An 18,433-nucleotide genomic window follows, 5' to 3' on the forward strand; every position below is an offset into this window, starting at 1 on the left:
AAGATGAGGAAGGATCATGAGCTATGTTACTGAATTTCCGGCTGCCGAACCGCAGGAAGCCGTTACCCATTTTCTGCGTCGCCTGAGCGTCGAAACCGACTGCGCCGATGTGCATCATGCCATCACGCATAACGAGCAGGACTTTGTTTTGCTGCACGTGGTGGGGAGCCCGGAGCAGTTTGCCCGTCGCCATGTGCCGGGCGCTCTGCATATGCCGTGGAGCCAGATGACCGCTGAGCGCATGGCCCAATGGCCTGAAGGGACGCTGTTTGTCGTCTACTGCGCAGGGCCGCACTGTAACGGCGCGGACAGGGCGGCGCTGAAGCTGGCGCGTCTCGGGCTGCCGGTCAAAATCATGCTCGGTGGGATCACCGGCTGGGAAGATGAACGCTACGCGTTTGCCAGCGAGGCGTCCGTCGCCGCGCTGTGAAGATGAATTTTTTTCAACATACGTGAAATTTTCTCGTTTGCCGGCACCGGTGAGGTATGACATTGTTTTTGGACATTTAGACATCCAGAAGTCTAAAGCTTCGAATAATGAATTATCACTGCGGGCAATTATCGCCGGCAGACTGAGGAGATTGCCATGCAACGACACCACGCCCCGTACCGCGCCGACGTAGTCGGCAGTTTTTTACGCCCGGATGCCATCAAGCAGGCTCGCCTGAAATTTGCCAGCGGTGAGATTGATGCCGGGCAGCTTCGCGCGGTGGAGGACGAGGCCATTCGCCACGTCGTCGAGCAGCAGTGTGCGTGCGGCCTGCATGTGGTGACCGACGGTGAGTTTCGTCGTGCCTGGTGGCACTTCGACTTCTTCGACGGTCTTCAGGGCGTTGAGCGTTACGATTCCGAGCAGGGCATCCAGTTTAACGGCGTGCAAACCAAAGCCCACGGCGTGCGCGTCACCGGCAAGCTGGGCTTTGGCGAGCACCCGATGCTGGACGATTTCCGCTATCTGAAAAGCATCAGCGGTAACGCCCAGCCAAAAATGACCATTCCGAGCCCAAGCGTGCTGCACTTCCGCGGCGGTCGCAAAGACATTGATGCGACCGTGTATCCGGACCTTGACGTCTATTTTGATGACCTGGCGACCACGTGGCGCGATGCCATCCGGGCCTTCTACGACGCGGGCTGCCGTTATCTGCAGCTGGATGACACCGTCTGGGCCTATCTCTGTTCGGACGACCAGCGCCGTCAGATCCGCGAGCGCGGCGACGACGCCGATGAGCTGGCGCGCATCTATGCCCGCGTGCTGAACAAGGCGCTGGAGGGCAAGCCGGACGATCTGACCATCGGACTGCACGTCTGTCGCGGCAATTTCCGTTCCACCTGGATTTCCGAAGGCGGCTACGAGCCGGTAGCGGAAGTGCTGTTCGGAACGGTCAACGTTGACGCCTTCTTCCTCGAATATGATAACGACCGCAGCGGGGATTTCGCGCCCCTGCGCTTTGTTCGCCCGGGCAAACAGCAGGTGGTGTTGGGTCTTATCACTACAAAAAACGGCGAGCTGGAGAATCCGGAGGGAATTAAAGCCCGTCTCGAAGAGGCGGCGAAATACGTGGCGAAAGAGCAGATTTGCCTTAGCCCGCAGTGTGGTTTTGCCTCGACCGAAGAGGGCAACAGCCTGAGCGAAGCCCAGCAGTGGGACAAAGTCCGGCTGGTCACGCAGATCGCCAGCGAAGTCTGGTAACCCCGTTATACGGCGCTGCATTATAAAAGTGCAGCGCTGTACCATTCTGAGTCGTTCTCTTTACATCCGGCGTTCCCCTCCCAGAAATAGCGCTATCTCCATTCTGGCACTCTTTTTGCTCCTGCTTCGCTGACACTTTTTTTCCGCGTCCACGCCGTACCGGACGTTTTCGCACAGCGTTCTTTTTCAGGAGTGAAAATATGCAGCGTCGTACCTTATTAAAAGCTTTTGCGTTATCCGCGTCCGTCGTGGCGATGGGGATGAGTTTTGGCGCGCAGGCGGCCGATACCATCAAGGTGGGGATCATGCATTCGCTGTCCGGCACCATGGCCATCTCTGAAACCCCGCTGAAAGACGTCGCGCTGATGACCATCGATGAGATCAACGCCAAAGGCGGCGTGCTGGGCAAGAAGCTGGAGCCGGTGGTGGTGGATCCGGCCTCAAACTGGCCGCTGTTTGCCGAGAAGGCCCGTCAGCTGCTGAGCCAGGATAAAGTGGCGGTGGTATTTGGCTGCTGGACGTCGGTGTCGCGCAAATCCGTACTGCCGGTTTTCGAGGAGCTGAACGGCCTGCTGTTCTATCCGGTGCAGTATGAGGGCGAGGAAATGTCGCCAAACGTCTTCTATACCGGCGCGGCGCCGAATCAGCAGGCCATCCCGGCGGTGGAATACCTGATGAGCGAAGACGGCGGCGCGGCGAAACGCTTCTTCCTGCTGGGAACCGATTACGTCTATCCGCGCACCACCAACAAGATCCTGCGCGCGTTCCTGCATTCGAAAGGGGTGGAGGATAAGGACATCGAAGAGGTTTATACCCCGTTTGGCCATAGCGACTACCAGACCATCGTCGCCAACATTAAAAAATTCTCCGCGGGCGGCAAAACTGCCGTGGTGTCGACCATCAACGGTGATTCTAACGTGCCGTTCTACAAAGAGCTGGCTAACCAGGGGCTGAAGGCGACGGACGTGCCGGTGGTGGCGTTCTCCGTGGGTGAAGAAGAGCTGCGCGGGATCGACACCAAACCGCTGGTGGGTAACCTGGCAGCCTGGAACTACTTTGAGTCCGTGGATAACCCGACTAACCAGGCGTTTGTAGCGGATTACAAAGCCTATGCGAAGGCGCACAAGCTGCCGAACGCCGATACCGTCGTAACTAACGATCCGATGGAAGCCACCTACGTGGGTATTCACATGTGGGCGCAGGCGGTGGAAAAAGCGGGCACTACCGATGTGGACAAAGTGCGTGCGGCGATGGCCGGTCAGTCCTTTAAGGCGCCGTCAGGCTTTACGCTCACCATGGATGCCACCAACCACCATCTGCACAAGCCGGTCATGATCGGTGAAATCGAGGGCAACGGTCAGTTTAACGTGGTGTGGCAGACCGAACAGCCGGTACGCGCCCAGCCGTGGAGTCCGTTCATCGCCGGGAATGATAAAAAGCCCGACCAGCCGATGAAAACCGCCAGCAACTAAGCCATCACCGCAGGGAGAAACGTCATGAACGCCATGCGCCTGTTCATCGCTCTTGTATGGCTTTCCGGACTGCTGCCAGGGATGGTGCAGGCATCGGATGCCGATCGTTTTGTTGCCGCCAGCCGCAGCCAGCAGGCGGATTTGTTGACGCAGTGGGCCGCCGCGCCGGATGCGTCAAGACTGCCGCTCCTTGAGGCGCTACAAAAGGAAAATCTCTACGTCGATACGCAAAAGCACGCCTTTGCACAACGCGATGGCAACGTCATCCCGCTGGGGGACAGTCAGACGGCAGAGGGCCCAACCAAAGCCGTGCGCCTGACGAACCGGCTGCGCGTGCTGGCAGCAACCGCCATCGCCACGCATCAGCTGATGAGTGACAGTGTCACCGAAAGACGGGCGGCGGCGCGTCAGCTGCAGCGCGATGCTCAGCCCGGGATGCTCGCTTTTCTGGAAAAGCGTGTGAACGATGAGACGGACGCCGTGGCGCGTCAGGCGCTGCTGCTGGCGGTCGCGAATCTCCAGCTCGCCAGCCCGCAGCCGGAAGTGCGCCGCAAGGCCGTCGAATTGTTAGGCCAGTCAGACGATCCGGACGTGCAGTCCAGGCTTACCCCGTTTACCCTGCCACAGACGGAGCCGGATAGCGCGGTGCGCGCGGCCGCAGAAGAGAGTCTTAGCCAGATCCAGCACCGCCTGATGTGGGGCGACCTGCTGGGCCAGGCGTTTATGGGGCTGTCCCTTGGGTCGGTGCTGCTGCTGGCCGCGCTGGGGCTGGCTATCACCTACGGCCTGCTGGGCGTGATTAATATGGCCCACGGCGAGATGCTGATGCTGGGGGCATATGCGACCTGGATGGTGCAGCAGGCGATGGCCGGGCTTGCGCCCCAGTGGCTGGCGCTCTATCCCGTTATCGCGCTGCCGGTCGCGTTCTGCCTGACGGCGGGCATTGGAATGGTGCTGGAGCGCACGGTGATCCGTCATCTGTACGGTCGTCCGCTGGAAACGCTGCTGGCGACGTGGGGCATCAGCCTGATGCTTATCCAGCTGGTGCGCATGACCTTTGGCGCCCAGAACCTGGAGGTGGCGAACCCGGCATGGCTCTCCGGCGGGGTGCAGGTTTTTGCCAACCTGACGCTGCCGTGGAACCGCATCGTGGTGCTGGGCTTCGTGCTGCTGGTGCTGTTCTTTACCTGGCTCATTCTGAATAAAACCCGTCTGGGGCTTAACGTGCGGGCGGTGACGCAAAACCGCAGCATGGCCGCCTGCTGCGGGGTACCGACAGGGCGCGTCGATATGCTGGCGTTTGGGCTTGGCTCCGGGATTGCGGGGTTAGGCGGCGTGGCGCTATCGCAGCTCGGTAACGTCGGGCCTGAGCTGGGCCAGGGCTATATCATCGACTCCTTCCTTGTGGTGGTGCTCGGAGGCGTAGGCCAGCTGGCAGGCAGCGTGGCCGCGGCGTTTGGGCTGGGGATCTTTAATAAAATCCTTGAACCCCAGATGGGGGCGGTGCTGGGCAAGATCGTGATTCTGGTGGCGATCGTGCTGTTTATTCAGAAACGCCCGCAGGGACTGTTTGCGCTGAAAGGGAGGGTGATTGACTGATGAGCCAGCCGCTGACCTTAACGCTGGCGCGCAAAGCGCCACGCACCACGCAGATAGCGGGCAGCCTGCTGGTGGTGTGTTTGCTGATACTGCCGTTTTTCGCCTTACTGCCTGCGACGCATCCGCTGGCGCTGTCGACCTGGATGCTGACGCTGATTGGCAAAATCCTCTGCTATGCCATCGTGGCGGTGGCGCTGGATCTGGTGTGGGGCTATGCCGGCATGCTGTCCCTTGGGCACGGCCTCTTCTTCGCCCTGGGCGGCTACGCGATGGGCATGTACCTGATGCGCCAGGCGTCAGGTGACGGTCTCCCCGCGTTCATGTCGTTTCTCTCCTGGAGTGAGCTGCCCTGGTTCTGGTGGGGCACCCAGCACTTTGCCTGGGCGCTGGTGCTGATTGTGCTGGTGCCGGGCCTGCTGGCGCTGGTGTTTGGCTGGTTTGCCTTCCGCTCGAAGATCAAAGGGGTCTATTTCTCGATTATGACCCAGGCGCTGACCTATGCCGGGATGCTGCTGTTCTTTCGCAACGAAACCGGGTTTGGCGGCAATAACGGCTTTACCGGTTTTACCACGCTGCTCGGGTTTTCGGTAACGGAAACGACCACCCGCATCGCGCTGTTCCTGGCGACCGTGCTGTTGCTGCTTCTGGCCCTGGGCACCGGGTTTGCGCTGGCGAAGAGCAAGTTTGGCCGCATCCTGACCGCCGTGCGCGACGCAGAAAACCGCCTGACCTTTTGCGGCTACGATCCGCGCGGGTTCAAGCTGCTGGTGTGGACGCTTTCTGCCGTGCTGTGCGGTCTGGCGGGGGCGCTTTACGTCCCACAGGTCGGCATTATTAACCCCGGTGAAATGTCGCCGACGAACTCGATAGAGGCCGCCATCTGGGTGGCGCTGGGCGGGCGCGGCACGCTGGTGGGGCCGGTGATTGGCGCGGCGCTGGTGAACGGGGCGAAGAGTTTCTTCACCGTCGCGATGCCGGAGTACTGGCAGCTGTTTCTGGGGCTGATTTTTATCGCCGTCACGCTGTTCTTGCCGGGCGGCGTCTACGGTCTGTTGCGTAAGGGAGAGAAATAATGCAGCCAACGGAAGGATTATTTACCCGCCAGCTGCCCGGCGATCGCTACCGGGACCAGACTGACCCTGTACTTCAGCTTGAATCCATTAACGTCAATTTTGATGGTTTTCAGGCCCTGACCGATCTCTCGCTGAATATCGGCGTGGGCGAGCTGCGCTGCGTGATTGGCCCCAACGGTGCGGGTAAAACCACGCTGATGGACGTCATCACCGGCAAAACGCGGCCAAAGAGCGGCAGGGCGATTTACGATCAGTCCATCGACCTGACCGCGCTGGAGCCTGCGGCCATCGCCCGCCAGGGCATCGGGCGTAAATTCCAGAAGCCCACGGTCTTTGAGGCGCTGACGGTGTGGGAAAACCTGGAGATCGCCATGAAAACGGATAAATCCGTCTGGGCGAGCCTGCGGGCAAAACTCAACGGCGAGCAGCGTGACCGCATTGACGAGATGCTGGTTTTGCTGCGCCTTAGCGCGGAGCGCGACCGACGGGCCGGGCTGCTTTCCCACGGACAGAAACAGTTCCTGGAGATCGGCATGCTGCTGGTGCAGGACCCGCATCTGCTGCTGCTGGATGAACCCGCCGCCGGAATGACCGACGCGGAAACGGAATACACCGCAGAGCTGTTCAAAACGCTGGCGGGCAAGCACTCCCTGATGGTGGTGGAGCACGATATGGGCTTTGTTGAAACGATTGCCGACCACGTGACGGTGCTGCATCAGGGGCGGGTGCTCGCGGAAGGGTCGCTTCGCGAAGTTCAGGCCAACGAGCAGGTGATTGAGGTCTATCTGGGACGTTAAGGAGAGGGAATGCTACAGGTCAACGAACTGAATCAGTATTACGGCGGCAGCCATATCCTGCGCGGCGTGAGCTTTGAGGCCATCACCGGCGAAGTCACCTGCCTGCTGGGGCGCAACGGCGTGGGGAAAACCACGCTGCTGAAGTGTCTGATGGGGCTGATCCCGGCGAAAACCGGGGAGGTCATCTGGCAGGGGAAAACGATTACCCACAGCAAACCGCACCAGCGGGTGCAGTCTGGCGTGGCGTATGTCCCGCAGGGACGCGAGATTTTTCCGCGCCTGACCGTGGAGGAGAATCTCCTGCTGGGGCAATCGCGGTTTTCCGCCCGCGAGGCGAAGCAGGTGCCGGAGGAGATCTGGCAGCTGTTCCCGGTGCTCAAAGAGATGAAGCACCGTCGCGGGGGCGATCTCTCGGGTGGGCAGCAGCAGCAGCTGGCGATTGGTCGCGCGCTGGCGAGTCGTCCGCGGCTGCTTATCCTGGATGAACCGACCGAAGGCATACAGCCTTCCGTTATTAAAGAGATCGGCCACGTGATCCGCACCCTGGCAAACAGAGGCGACATGGCGATCCTGCTTGTTGAGCAGTTTTACGACTTTGCCGCCGAGCTGGCCGACAGCTATTTGCTGATGTCCCGCGGCACTATTATTCAGCGCGGGCGGGGTGAAAATATGGAGCAGGAGGGCGTTCGCGGGCTGGTTGCGATCTGAAATGTTATAATATAACATCTTCATTCTTATAAAACGGAATGAGGGCGTTACTTTGGCTGCACATATTGGGAAACTTGCCATGACTCTGGGGGCGCTGCTGGTCAGCGGCCAGCTGTTTGCTCACTCGCACGGCCACCAGATGACCGAAGCAGAACAGAAAGCGGCGAACGGCGTATTTGAGGATAAAGACGTGAAGGACAGAGCGCTGTCTGACTGGGACGGCACCTGGCAGTCGGTCTATCCGTTCCTGCTCGATGGTTCGCTGGATCCGGTCTTTAAGCAGAAAGCGCAGAAGGATAAAAGCAAATCCTTTGATGAGGTGAAAGCCTACTACCGCACGGGTTATGCGACGGACGTGGATGCCATCGGCATCGAAAATAACGTGATGGAGTTCCATCAGGGGAAAGCGGTCAGCCGCTGCCAGTATGATTACAGCGGCTACAAAATTCTGACCTACGCGTCAGGCAAGAAAGGCGTGCGCTATCTCTTTGAGTGCAAGGACGCCGGCAGCAAGGCGCCGAAGTTCGTCCAGTTCAGCGACCATACCATCGGACCGAAGGCCTCTTCGCACTTCCATATTTTCATGGGCAATACCTCCCACGAGGCGCTGCTGAAAGAGATGGATAACTGGCCGACCTATTATCCGAACGAGATGTATAAAGAGCAGGTGGTAGAGGAGATGTTGCACCACTAGGTTTTTGCTTTTGCCGGGTGGCGGCTTCGCCTTACCCGGCCTACATTTGCTACGCCGCTTTGGGTGACTCGCACCATGCCTTCACGCTCATCCCGCGCAAAATCATCAGCCACGCCACAATAATCGCGGCCATCATAATCACAAACAACGACCAGTGTGGCAGGTTGGTCAGGATGATACCGGTGATCATCGGGTTTGCCGCCGCGCCGAGCCAGCCCAGCGCCTGCGCAGAGAAATAGCTCGCCTTCATTCCCGGTGGCGCAATGTTGTCAATCAGCATGTATTCACCCGGGGCATAGATAATCTCACCCAACGTAAAGATGGCGGCAGCGATGCCCCAGTAAACCAGATTCTCGCCGGAGAGCATAAAGCCGCCCAGCCCCACGATAAAAAACAGGGTGGCGAGGGACATCAGCGGGCGGATATTGCTGGCTGAGATTTTGCGGCCCAGCGCATATTGCAGCGTTACCACCACGGCGGCGTTGACGGGCAGTACCACGGCGACCACCTTTTCGGCGAAATCGCTGTCCGCATGTGCGGCCAGAACGTATTGCGAAATACAGCTCGCGAACGACCCGCCCACGTACGACGCCAGCAGGCCAGAGAGCGTGTACCAGAACAGCGCGCGGTCTTTCAGCAAGACCGACGGCTGCCACGGCGTCTTCTCCTCGGCGGTATCTAACGCCACGCTTTTCTGTACAAAGAAGTGGATAAAACCCAGCGGCAGGGCGGCACAGAAGGCTGCCAGCCAGAACGGCAGCTGCAGGCTGTACATCACCAGCAGGGTGCCAATCGGCGGGCCGACCGTCCAGCCAATGTTCAGGAAGCTGTAGTTCAGCGAGAAGACCCGCGCCTTCTGGCTGGAGGTGAGCACGTCGGAGAACCAGGCTTTCAGCACCGTCGAAAAGACGGAGTAGGCGCAGTTGATCAGCGCAAAGAACAGCACCACCAGCGTGACGTTATTGACCAGCGGGATCGCCACAAATCCGGCGATAAACGCCACAATCGCGATCAGCATGTAGCGTTTTTTATCAAACTTATCGGCCAGAATGCCAAATCCCAGGCTGAATACCACGCCAATGGTCAGCGCCACGGTCAGGGCATAACCAATATTCTCGACGCTCATGCTGTAGACGCGCGTGAGATAGATGGTCATAAACGGCAGCGTTGCCCCTCGACCGATGGTTAATAACAATGACGATGCCAGCAGCGCTGCGGTTGAGCGCCTGAGAGATGGTTTCATATTCCTGCCCGACAGTTGCTTATGCTTTTATTCGATGTGTGTTAACAGGATTACCATGACATAAGGGGCTTGTATAGCACCCGATTTATCCCTAAGTGCTTCAGCTGCCTGCCAGAAATAATGATCTTCTCGTGACGCACTTTTTTCTGTTACCTTGAAGTGTTAACAAATTATTAATAATTCAGGGGCGGGATATGACGCGGAAAGACGGGCTGCTGGCACTGCTGGTGGTCGTAGTATGGGGGCTCAATTTTGTGGTCATTAAGCTGGGGCTGCACAACATGCCGCCGCTGATGCTGGCCGGCTTACGTTTTATGCTGGTCGCTTTCCCGGCCATCTTCTTTGTGGCGCGTCCAAAGATCCCCTTTAAACTGCTGCTGGGCTACGGTCTGACCATCAGCTTTGGCCAGTTCGCGTTTCTCTTTTGCGCCATCAAGTTCGGTATGCCGGCCGGTCTGGCCTCGCTGGTGTTACAGGCGCAGGCGTTCTTTACCATTATTCTCGGGGCGTTTGTGTTTGGCGAGCGCCTGCAGGGCAAACAGCTGGCGGGGATCACGCTGGCGGTGTTTGGCGTACTGGTGCTGATCGAGGCCAGCCTGAATGGTCAGCACGTGGCGCTGCTCGGGTTTATGCTGACGCTGGCGGCGGGGCTGAGCTGGGCCTGCGGAAATATCTTCAACAAGCTGATCATGCAGCACGAGGCGCGCCCGGCGGTGATGTCGCTGGTGGTGTGGAGCGCACTGATCCCGGTTATCCCGTTTCTGCTGGTGTCGAGTATTCTGGACGGTCCGGCGGTGATGCTGAACAGTCTGGTCAACATCGATATGACCACGATCCTGTCTCTCGTCTATCTGGCCTTTGTCGCCACCATTGTGGGCTACGGGATCTGGGGATCACTGCTGGGGCGTTATGAGACCTGGCGCGTTGCGCCGTTATCCCTGCTGGTGCCGGTGGTAGGGCTTGCCAGTGCGGCGATATTGCTGGATGAAACGCTAAGCGCGCTGCAGCTGTTCGGTGCCGTGCTGATCATGGCCGGGCTGTACATTAACGTGTTTGGTCTGCGGGTGCGTCGGACGACGCGGGTAAGCGAAAAGGCATAAAAAAAAGCCCCGCATCTGCGGGGCAAAAACGAATCAGAAGCCGTGCTGATTATAATAAGGCACGCCTAATTCGTCGGATTTGTCGCTACCAGCACCCATGTGGTTGAAATCATAAGGCGACTGGTCATGTGCGGACGGCAAAATCATCGTATCAGGATTATTTTGCTGCGTTGCACGAGGGGTTTGCTCCGCGAAGGTCTGGCTGGAGAACAGCACCAGCAAGGCGAGGGCGGCGGAGGCGATAACTTTCATGATTTCCTCGGTTACGTCTGTGACAGGCGATGATTAACTACAGTGTTTTAACGGATACAGGTATCGGGATTCGCCCGGCACGCTGGTGATTCGGTACTTGTGAGGCGGCACGTCAAAATAGTTCTTGAACGTACGCGTCAGGGTTTGCTGCGATTCAAAACCGTAACGCTCCGCCAGATAAAGGATCGGCTCATTGCTTTCTTTCAGTTTCTGGGCAATCTCCGTCAGCTTGCGGCTGCGAATATATTGACCTAATGAATGGCCGGTCTCTTTTTTGAACATCCGTTGCAGGTGCCATTTGGAGTAACCCGAACGCTCTGACACTTTTTCAAGGGAGAGCGGCGATTCCAGGTTATCCTCGATCCAGTCCAAAATGCTATGAATGGTGATAGCGTCAGTATTGCGTCTGGACATCGTCATACCTCTTTTTTCTGTTTACGGCAGGATTTTCTTCAGCAAAAGCTCAAGGGTTGCCACTTCATCTGCCGTTAAGTTTTTTGTTAGTTCCTGATGCAGTGTTTGTCCTACTAATTGATGACATTGCTCGCACATGGCCGCGCCATCGCTGGTCAGCTTCACCAGTACGCCGCGTTTGTCATTCGGGTTAGGGCTTCGTTCTATCCATCCTTTGCAGACGAGACGATCGAGCATGCGGGTTAACGCACCCAGATCGACAGAGAGCACCTTTTTCAGCTCAACCGGCGTGATACACACTTCGCAGCGAATGGAACACAGCACTTTGAACTGTGTTGCGGTGATATCCAGCGGTGACAGATAGTCATTGAGCAGGCGATCTTTTTTCTGATTGACCATATGAATAAGACGACCCAGCGGAACAACGTCGTTAAAGATATCACTGGTGCTTTTCACAATGGTTGCCCTGGCAAGTAATTAGTCACGGCAGATATTATTGCTCAGGCAAGTATAAGTCAACTGAATGAATCAGCCGATGCCACGAATTGCTAAAACGTTTCATGAACTTTTTTTAAGGTGTTTCAAATCATAGGGATAACTTCCTGTTATCTTTTCAGAAGGAAAATAATCGTTACGTTGCGCCCATGGCTGAATGTCACACTTTCCCCCTATAATTGCTGTGTTAAATATGGATAAGGACGACAACGCACTATGTTGGATTTGATTAAAGCAATCAGCCTTGGGCTGGTGGTCTTGCTGCCGTTGGCTAACCCGTTAACGACGGTGGCGCTTTTCCTCGGGCTGGCAGGGAATATGAACAGCGCCGAGCGCAATCATCAGTCGATGATGGCCTCGGTGTATGTGTTTGCCATCATGATGGTGGCTTACTACGCCGGGCAACTGGTGATGAATACCTTCGGGATTTCCATCCCCGGCCTGCGTATCGCCGGGGGGCTGATCGTGGCCTTTATCGGTTTCCGCATGCTGTTCCCGGCGCAAAAAGCGCATGAGTCGCCGGAAGCGACCAGCAAATCGGAAGAGCTGGAAACCGAACCGAGCGCGAATATCGCCTTCGTGCCGATTGCCATGCCGAGCACGGCGGGGCCGGGGACCATCGCGATGATCATTAGCTCCGCGTCGACGGTGCGTGACAGCGCAACCTTCCCGGACTGGGTGCTGACGGTGGCACCGCCGCTGATTTTTGCGATTATCGGGATTATCGTGTGGGCATCGCTGCGCAGCTCCGGCGCCATCATGCGCTGGGTAGGCAAGGGCGGTATCGAGGCGATTTCCCGTCTGATGGGCTTCTTACTGGTCTGTATGGGCGTGCAGTTTATTATTAACGGCGTGCTGGAAATTATTAAGACCTATCATTAAGTTCATTGCCGGGTGGCGCTGCGCTTACCCGGCCTACGAAATCCGTCTTTTTGTAGGCCGGGTAAGCGCAGCGCCACCCGGCACCAACAAACCTCACCCGTGCTGCCCCTGTTCCTCCAGCGCCACCGGCCACTTACGGAAGATAAGCACGGACCAGATCAGCGCCATCAGCGCCGGAATGGCACCCAGATAGCCAATCGCCGACATCGACACGTGCAGGATGACCTGGTTACCCACCAGCGCACCCGCGCCAATCCCCAGATTGAAAATTCCCGAGAACAGCGACATGGCGACGTCCGTCGCATCCGGCGCCAGGGCCAGCACCTTCACCTGCATGCCCAGGCCAATAATCATGATCGCCACGCCCCAGAACAGGCTGAGGATCGCCAGATGGCTTTCACTGCCCGCGGCGGACATCAGCAACAGCAGACAGGCCAGCAGCAGGCCGATAGCGCTGCTTACCAGCGAGGAGGCGTGCCGGTTACCCAGCTTGCCGAACAGCACGCTGCCAATAATCCCCGCGCCGCCGAGGATCAGAAGTAAGACGGTGGCAAAGTTGGCGCTAAAGCCTGCTACCACCTGCACAAACGGCTCAATGTAGCTGTACGCCGTGTAATGGGCCGTTACCACGATGGCGGTCAGCAGGTAGATGCTCAGCAGCGCAGGGCGACGCATCAGCAGCGGCAGGCTTTTCAGCGAGCCGGAATGCTCACTCGGCAGCGCGGGCAGCAGCTTAATCAGACACACCAGCGTCACCAGCGCGCCCATGCCGATGGCGAAGAAGGTGGTACGCCAGCCGAAATATTGCCCCACGATGCGGCCAATCGGCAGGCCCAGCACCATCGCCAGTGCGGTACCGGTAGCAATCAGGCTTAGCGCCTGCGCGCGTTTACCCGCCGGTGCCAGGCGAATCGCCAGCGACGCGGTGATCGACCAGAACACCGCATGGGCAAAGGCGATACCGACGCGGCTGATGACCAGCACCGTAAAATTCCACGCCATAAACGACAGCACGTGGCTCGCGATGAACAAGACAAACAGACCGATCAGCAGCCTGCGCCGCTCAATCTGGCTGGTCAGCAGCATAAACGGCAATGACATCAGCGCCACTACCCAGGCGTAGATGGTCAACATAATGCCCACCTGCGCCGTTTCCATCTGGAAACTGTCAGCGATGTCAGACAACAGCCCAACCGGCACAAATTCTGTGGTGTTAAAAATAAACGCGGCAACTGCCAGCGTGACCACGCGTAGCCACGCAACCCTGCGGGAAACTGTGTTCGTTGTCATAGGGATGTCGGAGATTCGTTGCTGAAAAGAAGAGGAGACGATCTTAAAACGTTGAATGGCGAAAACTCAACCATTATGTGACGCAGATCTCAATATTTACCTTATGAAAGCGGTAGCCGGGAGCGCTGTTTTCATTGAATATAAAAGAACAACACAATAAAAACAGGCGGTAAGACAATGCAGGAGATAGATTTTTATCTGGTCGATGCGTTCAGCAATACCACGTTTGGCGGCAACCCGGCCGCCGTTTGTCCGCTCAAGGAATGGTTACCCGATGAGACCTTGCTGAAAATGGCACAGCAGCATAATCAGTCGGAAACGGCCTTTTTCGTCTGCACTAAAGGAGGCATTGAGCTACGCTGGTTTACCACGCTTACCGAAGTCAATCTCTGCGGCCACGCCACCCTTGCCGCCGCGTACGTTCTGTTTAATGAACTGGATTATCCCGACTCGCGGATCCACTTTGATACCGCCTCTGGCCGCCTGACGGTCAGCCGGGAGGGGGAGTGGATGACGCTGGACTTCCCGGCATGTCCAACCCAAGAAGAGACGCCGCCGCCGGAGATGCTCTCGGCGCTCGGTATCCGTCATTACGTTGCAGCCCGCAAAGGGCGCGCCTGGCTGATCGTGCTTGACAATCGCCAGCAGGTTGAAGCACTCGCGCCACGCTTTTCGGCGATGACGCCGGGCGAGCATAAGGTGAGCGTGACGGCACGGGGTGAGGGGGAATACGATTTTGTCAGCCGCTTTTTCTCCCCCGGGGTATCCGTTCCGGAAGACCCGGTCACCGGCTCCGCGCACACCATGCTGATCCCATACTGGGGTGAACGGTTGGGGAAAACAGCCATGCTTGCCCGTCAGGTTTCCGCGCGCGGCGGCGACGTGCGCTGTGAGCTGAAAGGCTCGCGCGTGCTGATGAGCGGACAGGCTTCACTTTATCTGAAAGGCACAGTTTTTCTGCGCTAAATACCCATAACAAGAGAGGAAGAGACAATGCAGGAAATTGATTTTTATCTGGTGGATGCCTTCAGCGACAAAACCTTTGGCGGCAACGCGGCAGCGGTATGTCCTCTGGAAGCGTGGCTGCCGGACGAGACGCTGCTCAAAATGGCGCAGCAGCATAACCAGTCTGAGACCGCCTTTTTTGTACGCACCGACGGTGGGTTTGAACTGCGCTGGTTTACCACGCTCGATGAAATTAACCTGTGCGGCCATGCTACGCTTGCCGCATCGCACGTTATTTTCGAATACCTTGACTATCCTCACACTGAAATTACCTTCACCACGCGCTTCGTGGGCGAGCTGACGGTCAAACGCAGCGGCGACTGGCTGACGCTGAACTTCCCCGCGTGGTCAACCGAGGTGGTCGAGAACCCACCTGCGCTGCTGTTTAGCGCCCTGGGCATCCCAGACGCAAAAGAGGTGCGCGTCGGACGTGATTACCTGGTGGTGCTGGAGAGCCAGCAGCAGGTGGAAGCGTTAACGCCGGATATTGGGGCGATGATCCCGCTGGATAAAATGGTCTGCGTGACGGCGCCGGGCGAAAAATATGACTTCGTCAGCCGCTTCTTCTGCCCGGGGGAAGGGGTGCCGGAAGATCCGGTTACCGGATCCGCCCACAGCATGCTGATCCCATACTGGAGCGAAAAGCTGGGTAAAACGTCACTTTATGCCCACCAGGGGGCGCACCGTGGCGGGGATCTGCGCTGCGAAATGAAGGGCGACCGCGTGCTGATTGGCGGTCAGGCCACCCTGTATCTGAAAGGGAAAATCTTTTTGCGCTAACGGAGCGGTACGATAAGTTAATTGTATGAAGCACCCTGGCAGGCCTGCGCTATGTTGACATTTAGCCTCACAAAAAAAGCAAGGAGCCTGCCATGTATTCCATTACCTCTGAATCTGCACGTCACCCGGACATTCTCAGCCTGATCGCGGCGCTGGACCGCTATCAGAGCGAACTCTATCCCGCCGAAAGCAATCATCTGATCGATCTGGCTGCGCTGCCGGAAACGTCGCTGATCCTGATGGTCATTCGCGACCAGCAGCTTCAGGCCGTTGGCTGTGGCGCCATCGTGCTCAACGGCGACGGTACGGGGGAGATGAAGCGGGTCTATATCGATCCGGCCCATCGTGGGCAGCACCTTGGGGAGACGCTATTGGCCGCCCTGGAAGATGAGGCCCTGAGCCGTCATTGCCATACGGTACGGCTGGAGACGGGCATCAAGCAGCGCGCCGCGGTGCGTCTTTATGAACAGTGCGGATACGATTTGCGTCCGGCGTTTCCCCCGTACGTTGACGATCCGCTCAGCCTGTTTATGGAGAAGGCGCTGGTTGAAGACGTTCGTTTAGCAGCGCTATAAAGGCCTCCAGCTGGCGGGTCATTGCCCCGCGTCGCCACACCAGCCAGGTGGTGAGCCAGCGCCAGTTTTCTGCCAGCGGCCAGGCTTCAACCTGATGATGCCCGGGCATACTCTCCAGCATCGAGCGCGGCATCAGCGCGATGCCTGCGCCCGCAATAACACAGGCGAGCATGCCGTGATAGGACTCCATCTCGTGAATGCGGCCGGGCGCGGCGCGGTCAGCGTGAAACCAGCTCTCCAGGTGCCGGCGATAAGAGCAGTTGGCGCGAAAGGCATAAACGTCGCTGCCGCTCACCTGCGCGGCGCGTGAGATTTCCGCCTGCCCGGCAGGCGTGACCAGCATCATCTCTTCCCGGTAGACCGGCATTCCTTCCAGCTCCGGGTGCGACAGTGGCCCGTCGACAAAGGCGGCGCTCAGGGTTCCCTCCAGTACGCCATCAATCATCGTCCCGGACGGCCCGGTAGAAAGGGCAAACTGAATGCGCGGATAGCGCTGGTTAAACTGTGCCAGCGTTTCAGGAATGCGCACGGCGGCGGTACTTTCCAGCGCGCCGAGGGCAAATAACCCCTGCGGCTCATCCCCCGCGACGACCATGCGCGCTTCATCCACCAGGGCGAGGATCTGCTTGCTGTAGCGCAGGAAGTTATGGCCAGCCGGGGATAAACGCAAACGCTGGTTCTCACGAATAAACAGCTCAACGCCCAGATCGGCTTCCAGCTGGCGGATGCGGGTCGTCAGGTTTGACGGCACGCGATGCACCTTCTGCGCCGCCTGGGTGATACTGCCCGTCAGCGCGACGGCGTTAAACATTTCAAGCTGGGTTAAATCCATAGCGTTCTCGTTTCGTGAATAAGGTGGTTAGTATTATTCATTTTTAAGAAATAGCAGAGTGGGCCACAATGAATCAACCGAAAAACGTGGAGAACACCATGACTTATTCCTCTGTAACACATGCCTTCTCTGTCAACCCGGCAACGGGTGAAACCCTCGCCGCGTATCCGTGGGCGACGTCGGAACAGGTTGACCGCGCGATTTCTCTGTCCGATGCGGGCTATCGCCTGTGGCGTCGCGAAAGCATCTCCCACCGGGCGCAAAAGCTGCGCGATCTTGGCGCCGCGCTGCGTCATCGCGCTGAAGAGATGGCGCAGACGATCTCCCGTGAAATGGGCAAACCCATTCAGCAGGCGCGGGCCGAAGTGGCGAAATCCGCCGGCCTGTGCGACTGGTACGCCGAGCACGGCCCGGCGATGCTGCAGGCGGAACCGACGCTGGTCGAAAACCAGAATGCGGTCATTGAATACCGTCCGCTGGGGCCGATCCTCGCGGTCATGCCGTGGAACTTCCCGCTCTGGCAGGTGCTGCGCGGCGCGGTGCCGATTCTGCTGGCAGGTAACAGCTATCTGCTTAAACACGCGCCCAACGTCCTCGGCTCGGCGGAGCTTATCGCGCAGATCTTTGCGGATGCCGGTTTTCCTGAAGGCGTGTTCGGCTGGGTAAACGCCACCAATGACGGCGTCAGCCAGGCGATTAACGATCGTCGTATTGCGGCGGTGACCGTCACCGGCAGCGTGCGTGCCGGGGCTGCCATTGGTGCTCAGGCGGGGGCCGCGCTGAAAAAATGTGTTCTCGAGCTGGGCGGCTCTGACCCGTTCATCGTCCTCAACGATGCCGACCTGGATCTTGCCGTGAAGGCGGCGGTAGCAGGCCGCTACCAGAATACCGGGCAGGTGTGCGCGGCGGCCAAACGCTTCATTGTGGAAGAGGGTATTGCGAAGACCTTTACCCAGCGCTTTGTCGATGCGGTTGCTGCGCTGAAGCTGGGCGCGCCGGACCAGGAAGAAAACTATATTGGCCCGATGGCGCGTTTTGACCTGCGCGATGAACTCCATCAGCAGGTGCAGGCGACGCTGGCGGAAGGTGCAACGCTGCTGCTGGGCGGTGAGAAAATCAGCGGTGAGGGGAATTATTACGCCCCAACCGTGCTGGCGAACGTCACCCCGGCGATGACGGCCTTCCGGCAGGAGCTGTTTGGTCCGGTCGCGGCCATTACTATCGCGAAAGACGCGGAGCATGCCCTGATGCTGGCCAACGACAGCGATTTTGGCCTGTCTGCCACGGTCTTTACGGCCAGTGATGCGCTGGCAGAGACCTTCTCCCGCGAGCTGGAGTGCGGCGGGGTGTTTATCAACGGCTTTAGCGCCAGCGATGCGCGCGTGGCCTTTGGCGGCGTGAAGAAAAGTGGCTTTGGCCGCGAACTTTCCCACTTTGGGTTGCATGAGTTCTGCAACGTGCAGACGGTGTGGAAGGATCGCGTGTAATCCCGCGATGTCGGCCCTCATCGCGAGGGCCGTTGTCATTAATCT

At 58.2% G+C, this 18,433-nt stretch carries 20 protein-coding genes; 14 read left to right on the top strand and 6 right to left on the bottom strand.

Going from position 1 to position 18,433, the window contains the following annotated elements:
• The first annotated feature begins 16 nt into the window (after positions 1 to 16).
• The 8 genes from LLF79_RS20800 (at position 17) to zinT (ending at position 8,033) form a co-directional block, all read left to right on the top strand.
• The gene (locus LLF79_RS20800) at positions 17 to 430 is read left to right on the top strand and encodes a rhodanese-like domain-containing protein (protein WP_008502248.1); all 414 of its coding nucleotides are present in this window, start codon (positions 17 to 19) and stop codon (positions 428 to 430) included.
• Between the two features lie 156 nt (positions 431 to 586).
• Entirely contained in the window at positions 587 to 1,690 is a 1,104-nt protein-coding gene (locus LLF79_RS20805) for a cobalamin-independent methionine synthase II family protein (RefSeq protein WP_032663532.1), read from the top strand.
• A gap of 200 nt (positions 1,691 to 1,890) precedes the next feature.
• Positions 1,891 to 3,162 (top strand): urea ABC transporter substrate-binding protein, encoded by a 1,272-nt coding sequence (gene urtA, locus LLF79_RS20810; RefSeq protein WP_008502246.1) that lies wholly within the window; start codon positions 1,891 to 1,893, stop codon positions 3,160 to 3,162.
• A gap of 24 nt (positions 3,163 to 3,186) precedes the next feature.
• Complete coding sequence (urtB, locus tag LLF79_RS20815) at positions 3,187 to 4,761, top strand: urea ABC transporter permease subunit UrtB (RefSeq protein WP_227880324.1); 1,575 nt, start codon at positions 3,187 to 3,189, stop codon at positions 4,759 to 4,761.
• Positions 4,761 to 5,834 carry an urea ABC transporter permease subunit UrtC gene (gene urtC / locus LLF79_RS20820; protein WP_023344132.1) on the top strand — a complete coding sequence of 358 codons (1,074 nt, stop codon included), beginning with the start codon at positions 4,761 to 4,763 and terminating at the stop codon, positions 5,832 to 5,834. The genes urtB and urtC overlap by 1 nt, the downstream gene beginning before the upstream one ends.
• A complete protein-coding gene (gene urtD / locus LLF79_RS20825) occupies positions 5,834 to 6,631 on the top strand; it encodes an urea ABC transporter ATP-binding protein UrtD (protein WP_008502243.1) in 798 nt (265 codons plus the stop codon). The genes urtC and urtD overlap by 1 nt, the downstream gene beginning before the upstream one ends.
• A gap of 9 nt (positions 6,632 to 6,640) precedes the next feature.
• On the top strand, positions 6,641 to 7,339 hold the full coding sequence (urtE, locus tag LLF79_RS20830; RefSeq protein WP_206804964.1) for an urea ABC transporter ATP-binding subunit UrtE: 699 nt from the start codon (positions 6,641 to 6,643) through the stop codon (positions 7,337 to 7,339).
• Between the two features lie 52 nt (positions 7,340 to 7,391).
• Positions 7,392 to 8,033, top strand: coding sequence for a metal-binding protein ZinT (gene zinT, locus LLF79_RS20835; RefSeq protein ID WP_227880326.1), 642 nt, complete (start codon positions 7,392 to 7,394; stop codon positions 8,031 to 8,033).
• A 49-nt stretch (positions 8,034 to 8,082) separates the two neighbouring features.
• Here zinT and ydeE read toward each other — a convergent pair whose 3' ends face one another.
• On the bottom strand, positions 8,083 to 9,276 hold the full coding sequence (gene ydeE / locus LLF79_RS20840; RefSeq protein WP_023292430.1) for an efflux MFS transporter YdeE: 1,194 nt from the start codon (positions 9,274 to 9,276) through the stop codon (positions 8,083 to 8,085).
• A gap of 194 nt (positions 9,277 to 9,470) precedes the next feature.
• Here ydeE and eamA point away from each other — a divergent pair, with 194 nt between their 5' ends.
• On the top strand, positions 9,471 to 10,376 hold the full coding sequence (gene eamA, locus LLF79_RS20845; RefSeq protein WP_123922421.1) for an O-acetylserine/cysteine exporter: 906 nt from the start codon (positions 9,471 to 9,473) through the stop codon (positions 10,374 to 10,376).
• A gap of 33 nt (positions 10,377 to 10,409) precedes the next feature.
• Here eamA and marB read toward each other — a convergent pair whose 3' ends face one another.
• Genes marB through marR form a run of 3 tightly spaced genes read right to left on the bottom strand, consistent with a single transcriptional unit; the run spans position 10,410 to position 11,498 of the window.
• Positions 10,410 to 10,628: a multiple antibiotic resistance protein MarB gene (gene marB, locus LLF79_RS20850; RefSeq protein ID WP_008502238.1), complete on the bottom strand. Its 219-nt coding sequence runs from the start codon at positions 10,626 to 10,628 to the stop codon at positions 10,410 to 10,412.
• Positions 10,629 to 10,661: 33 nt separating this feature from the next.
• On the bottom strand, positions 10,662 to 11,042 hold the full coding sequence (gene marA / locus LLF79_RS20855) for an MDR efflux pump AcrAB transcriptional activator MarA (RefSeq protein ID WP_008502237.1): 381 nt from the start codon (positions 11,040 to 11,042) through the stop codon (positions 10,662 to 10,664).
• A gap of 21 nt (positions 11,043 to 11,063) precedes the next feature.
• Positions 11,064 to 11,498 carry a multiple antibiotic resistance transcriptional regulator MarR gene (gene marR, locus LLF79_RS20860; protein WP_008502236.1) on the bottom strand — a complete coding sequence of 145 codons (435 nt, stop codon included), beginning with the start codon at positions 11,496 to 11,498 and terminating at the stop codon, positions 11,064 to 11,066.
• 255 nt (positions 11,499 to 11,753) lie between these two features.
• Between marR and LLF79_RS20865 the strand changes: the two genes are divergently transcribed.
• Positions 11,754 to 12,419 carry a MarC family NAAT transporter gene (locus LLF79_RS20865; RefSeq protein ID WP_008502235.1) on the top strand — a complete coding sequence of 222 codons (666 nt, stop codon included), beginning with the start codon at positions 11,754 to 11,756 and terminating at the stop codon, positions 12,417 to 12,419.
• Between the two features lie 93 nt (positions 12,420 to 12,512).
• On the opposite strand, the gene LLF79_RS20870 is transcribed toward LLF79_RS20865, so the two are convergent.
• Positions 12,513 to 13,709, bottom strand: coding sequence for a sugar transporter (locus LLF79_RS20870; protein WP_032674775.1), 1,197 nt, complete (start codon positions 13,707 to 13,709; stop codon positions 12,513 to 12,515).
• Between the two features lie 177 nt (positions 13,710 to 13,886).
• On the opposite strand from LLF79_RS20870, the gene LLF79_RS20875 reads away from it, so the two are divergent.
• The 3 genes from LLF79_RS20875 (at position 13,887) to LLF79_RS20885 (ending at position 16,069) form a co-directional block, all read left to right on the top strand.
• The gene (locus tag LLF79_RS20875) at positions 13,887 to 14,675 is read left to right on the top strand and encodes a PhzF family phenazine biosynthesis protein (RefSeq protein ID WP_032663529.1); all 789 of its coding nucleotides are present in this window, start codon (positions 13,887 to 13,889) and stop codon (positions 14,673 to 14,675) included.
• Positions 14,676 to 14,702: 27 nt separating this feature from the next.
• Positions 14,703 to 15,494: a PhzF family phenazine biosynthesis protein gene (locus LLF79_RS20880; protein ID WP_021242504.1), complete on the top strand. Its 792-nt coding sequence runs from the start codon at positions 14,703 to 14,705 to the stop codon at positions 15,492 to 15,494.
• A 92-nt stretch (positions 15,495 to 15,586) separates the two neighbouring features.
• Positions 15,587 to 16,069 carry a GNAT family N-acetyltransferase gene (locus LLF79_RS20885; protein WP_023292427.1) on the top strand — a complete coding sequence of 161 codons (483 nt, stop codon included), beginning with the start codon at positions 15,587 to 15,589 and terminating at the stop codon, positions 16,067 to 16,069.
• Here LLF79_RS20885 and LLF79_RS20890 read toward each other — a convergent pair.
• Positions 16,023 to 16,901, bottom strand: a complete 879-nt coding sequence (locus LLF79_RS20890) for a LysR family transcriptional regulator (RefSeq protein WP_021242502.1) — start codon at positions 16,899 to 16,901, stop codon at positions 16,023 to 16,025. The two genes, LLF79_RS20885 and LLF79_RS20890, sit on opposite strands and share 47 nt — an antisense overlap.
• A 98-nt stretch (positions 16,902 to 16,999) precedes the next feature.
• Here LLF79_RS20890 and sad point away from each other — a divergent pair, with 98 nt between their 5' ends.
• Complete coding sequence (sad, locus tag LLF79_RS20895; RefSeq protein ID WP_227880339.1) at positions 17,000 to 18,388, top strand: succinate-semialdehyde dehydrogenase; 1,389 nt, start codon at positions 17,000 to 17,002, stop codon at positions 18,386 to 18,388.
• Positions 18,389 to 18,433 lie beyond the last annotated feature (45 nt).

The organism is Enterobacter cloacae complex sp. 2021EL-01169, assembly GCF_020733125.1.
GTDB lineage: Bacteria > Pseudomonadota > Gammaproteobacteria > Enterobacterales > Enterobacteriaceae > Enterobacter > Enterobacter roggenkampii.

Coding starts and splice junctions, on each gene's coding strand:
- marA (WP_008502237.1), bottom strand. CDS start 11,042: ATGTCCAGACGCAATACTGACGCTATCACCATTCATAGCATTTTGGAC.
- urtB (WP_227880324.1), top strand. CDS start 3,187: ATGAACGCCATGCGCCTGTTCATCGCTCTTGTATGGCTTTCCGGACTG.
- urtA (WP_008502246.1), top strand. CDS start 1,891: ATGCAGCGTCGTACCTTATTAAAAGCTTTTGCGTTATCCGCGTCCGTC.
- LLF79_RS20885 (WP_023292427.1), top strand. CDS start 15,587: ATGTATTCCATTACCTCTGAATCTGCACGTCACCCGGACATTCTCAGC.
- urtE (WP_206804964.1), top strand. CDS start 6,641: ATGCTACAGGTCAACGAACTGAATCAGTATTACGGCGGCAGCCATATC.
- LLF79_RS20800 (WP_008502248.1), top strand. CDS start 17: ATGAGCTATGTTACTGAATTTCCGGCTGCCGAACCGCAGGAAGCCGTT.
- LLF79_RS20865 (WP_008502235.1), top strand. CDS start 11,754: ATGTTGGATTTGATTAAAGCAATCAGCCTTGGGCTGGTGGTCTTGCTG.
- urtC (WP_023344132.1), top strand. CDS start 4,761: ATGAGCCAGCCGCTGACCTTAACGCTGGCGCGCAAAGCGCCACGCACC.
- LLF79_RS20805 (WP_032663532.1), top strand. CDS start 587: ATGCAACGACACCACGCCCCGTACCGCGCCGACGTAGTCGGCAGTTTT.
- LLF79_RS20880 (WP_021242504.1), top strand. CDS start 14,703: ATGCAGGAAATTGATTTTTATCTGGTGGATGCCTTCAGCGACAAAACC.
- eamA (WP_123922421.1), top strand. CDS start 9,471: ATGACGCGGAAAGACGGGCTGCTGGCACTGCTGGTGGTCGTAGTATGG.
- urtD (WP_008502243.1), top strand. CDS start 5,834: ATGCAGCCAACGGAAGGATTATTTACCCGCCAGCTGCCCGGCGATCGC.
- LLF79_RS20870 (WP_032674775.1), bottom strand. CDS start 13,709: ATGACAACGAACACAGTTTCCCGCAGGGTTGCGTGGCTACGCGTGGTC.
- marB (WP_008502238.1), bottom strand. CDS start 10,628: ATGAAAGTTATCGCCTCCGCCGCCCTCGCCTTGCTGGTGCTGTTCTCC.
- LLF79_RS20890 (WP_021242502.1), bottom strand. CDS start 16,901: ATGGATTTAACCCAGCTTGAAATGTTTAACGCCGTCGCGCTGACGGGC.
- LLF79_RS20875 (WP_032663529.1), top strand. CDS start 13,887: ATGCAGGAGATAGATTTTTATCTGGTCGATGCGTTCAGCAATACCACG.
- sad (WP_227880339.1), top strand. CDS start 17,000: ATGACTTATTCCTCTGTAACACATGCCTTCTCTGTCAACCCGGCAACG.
- ydeE (WP_023292430.1), bottom strand. CDS start 9,276: ATGAAACCATCTCTCAGGCGCTCAACCGCAGCGCTGCTGGCATCGTCA.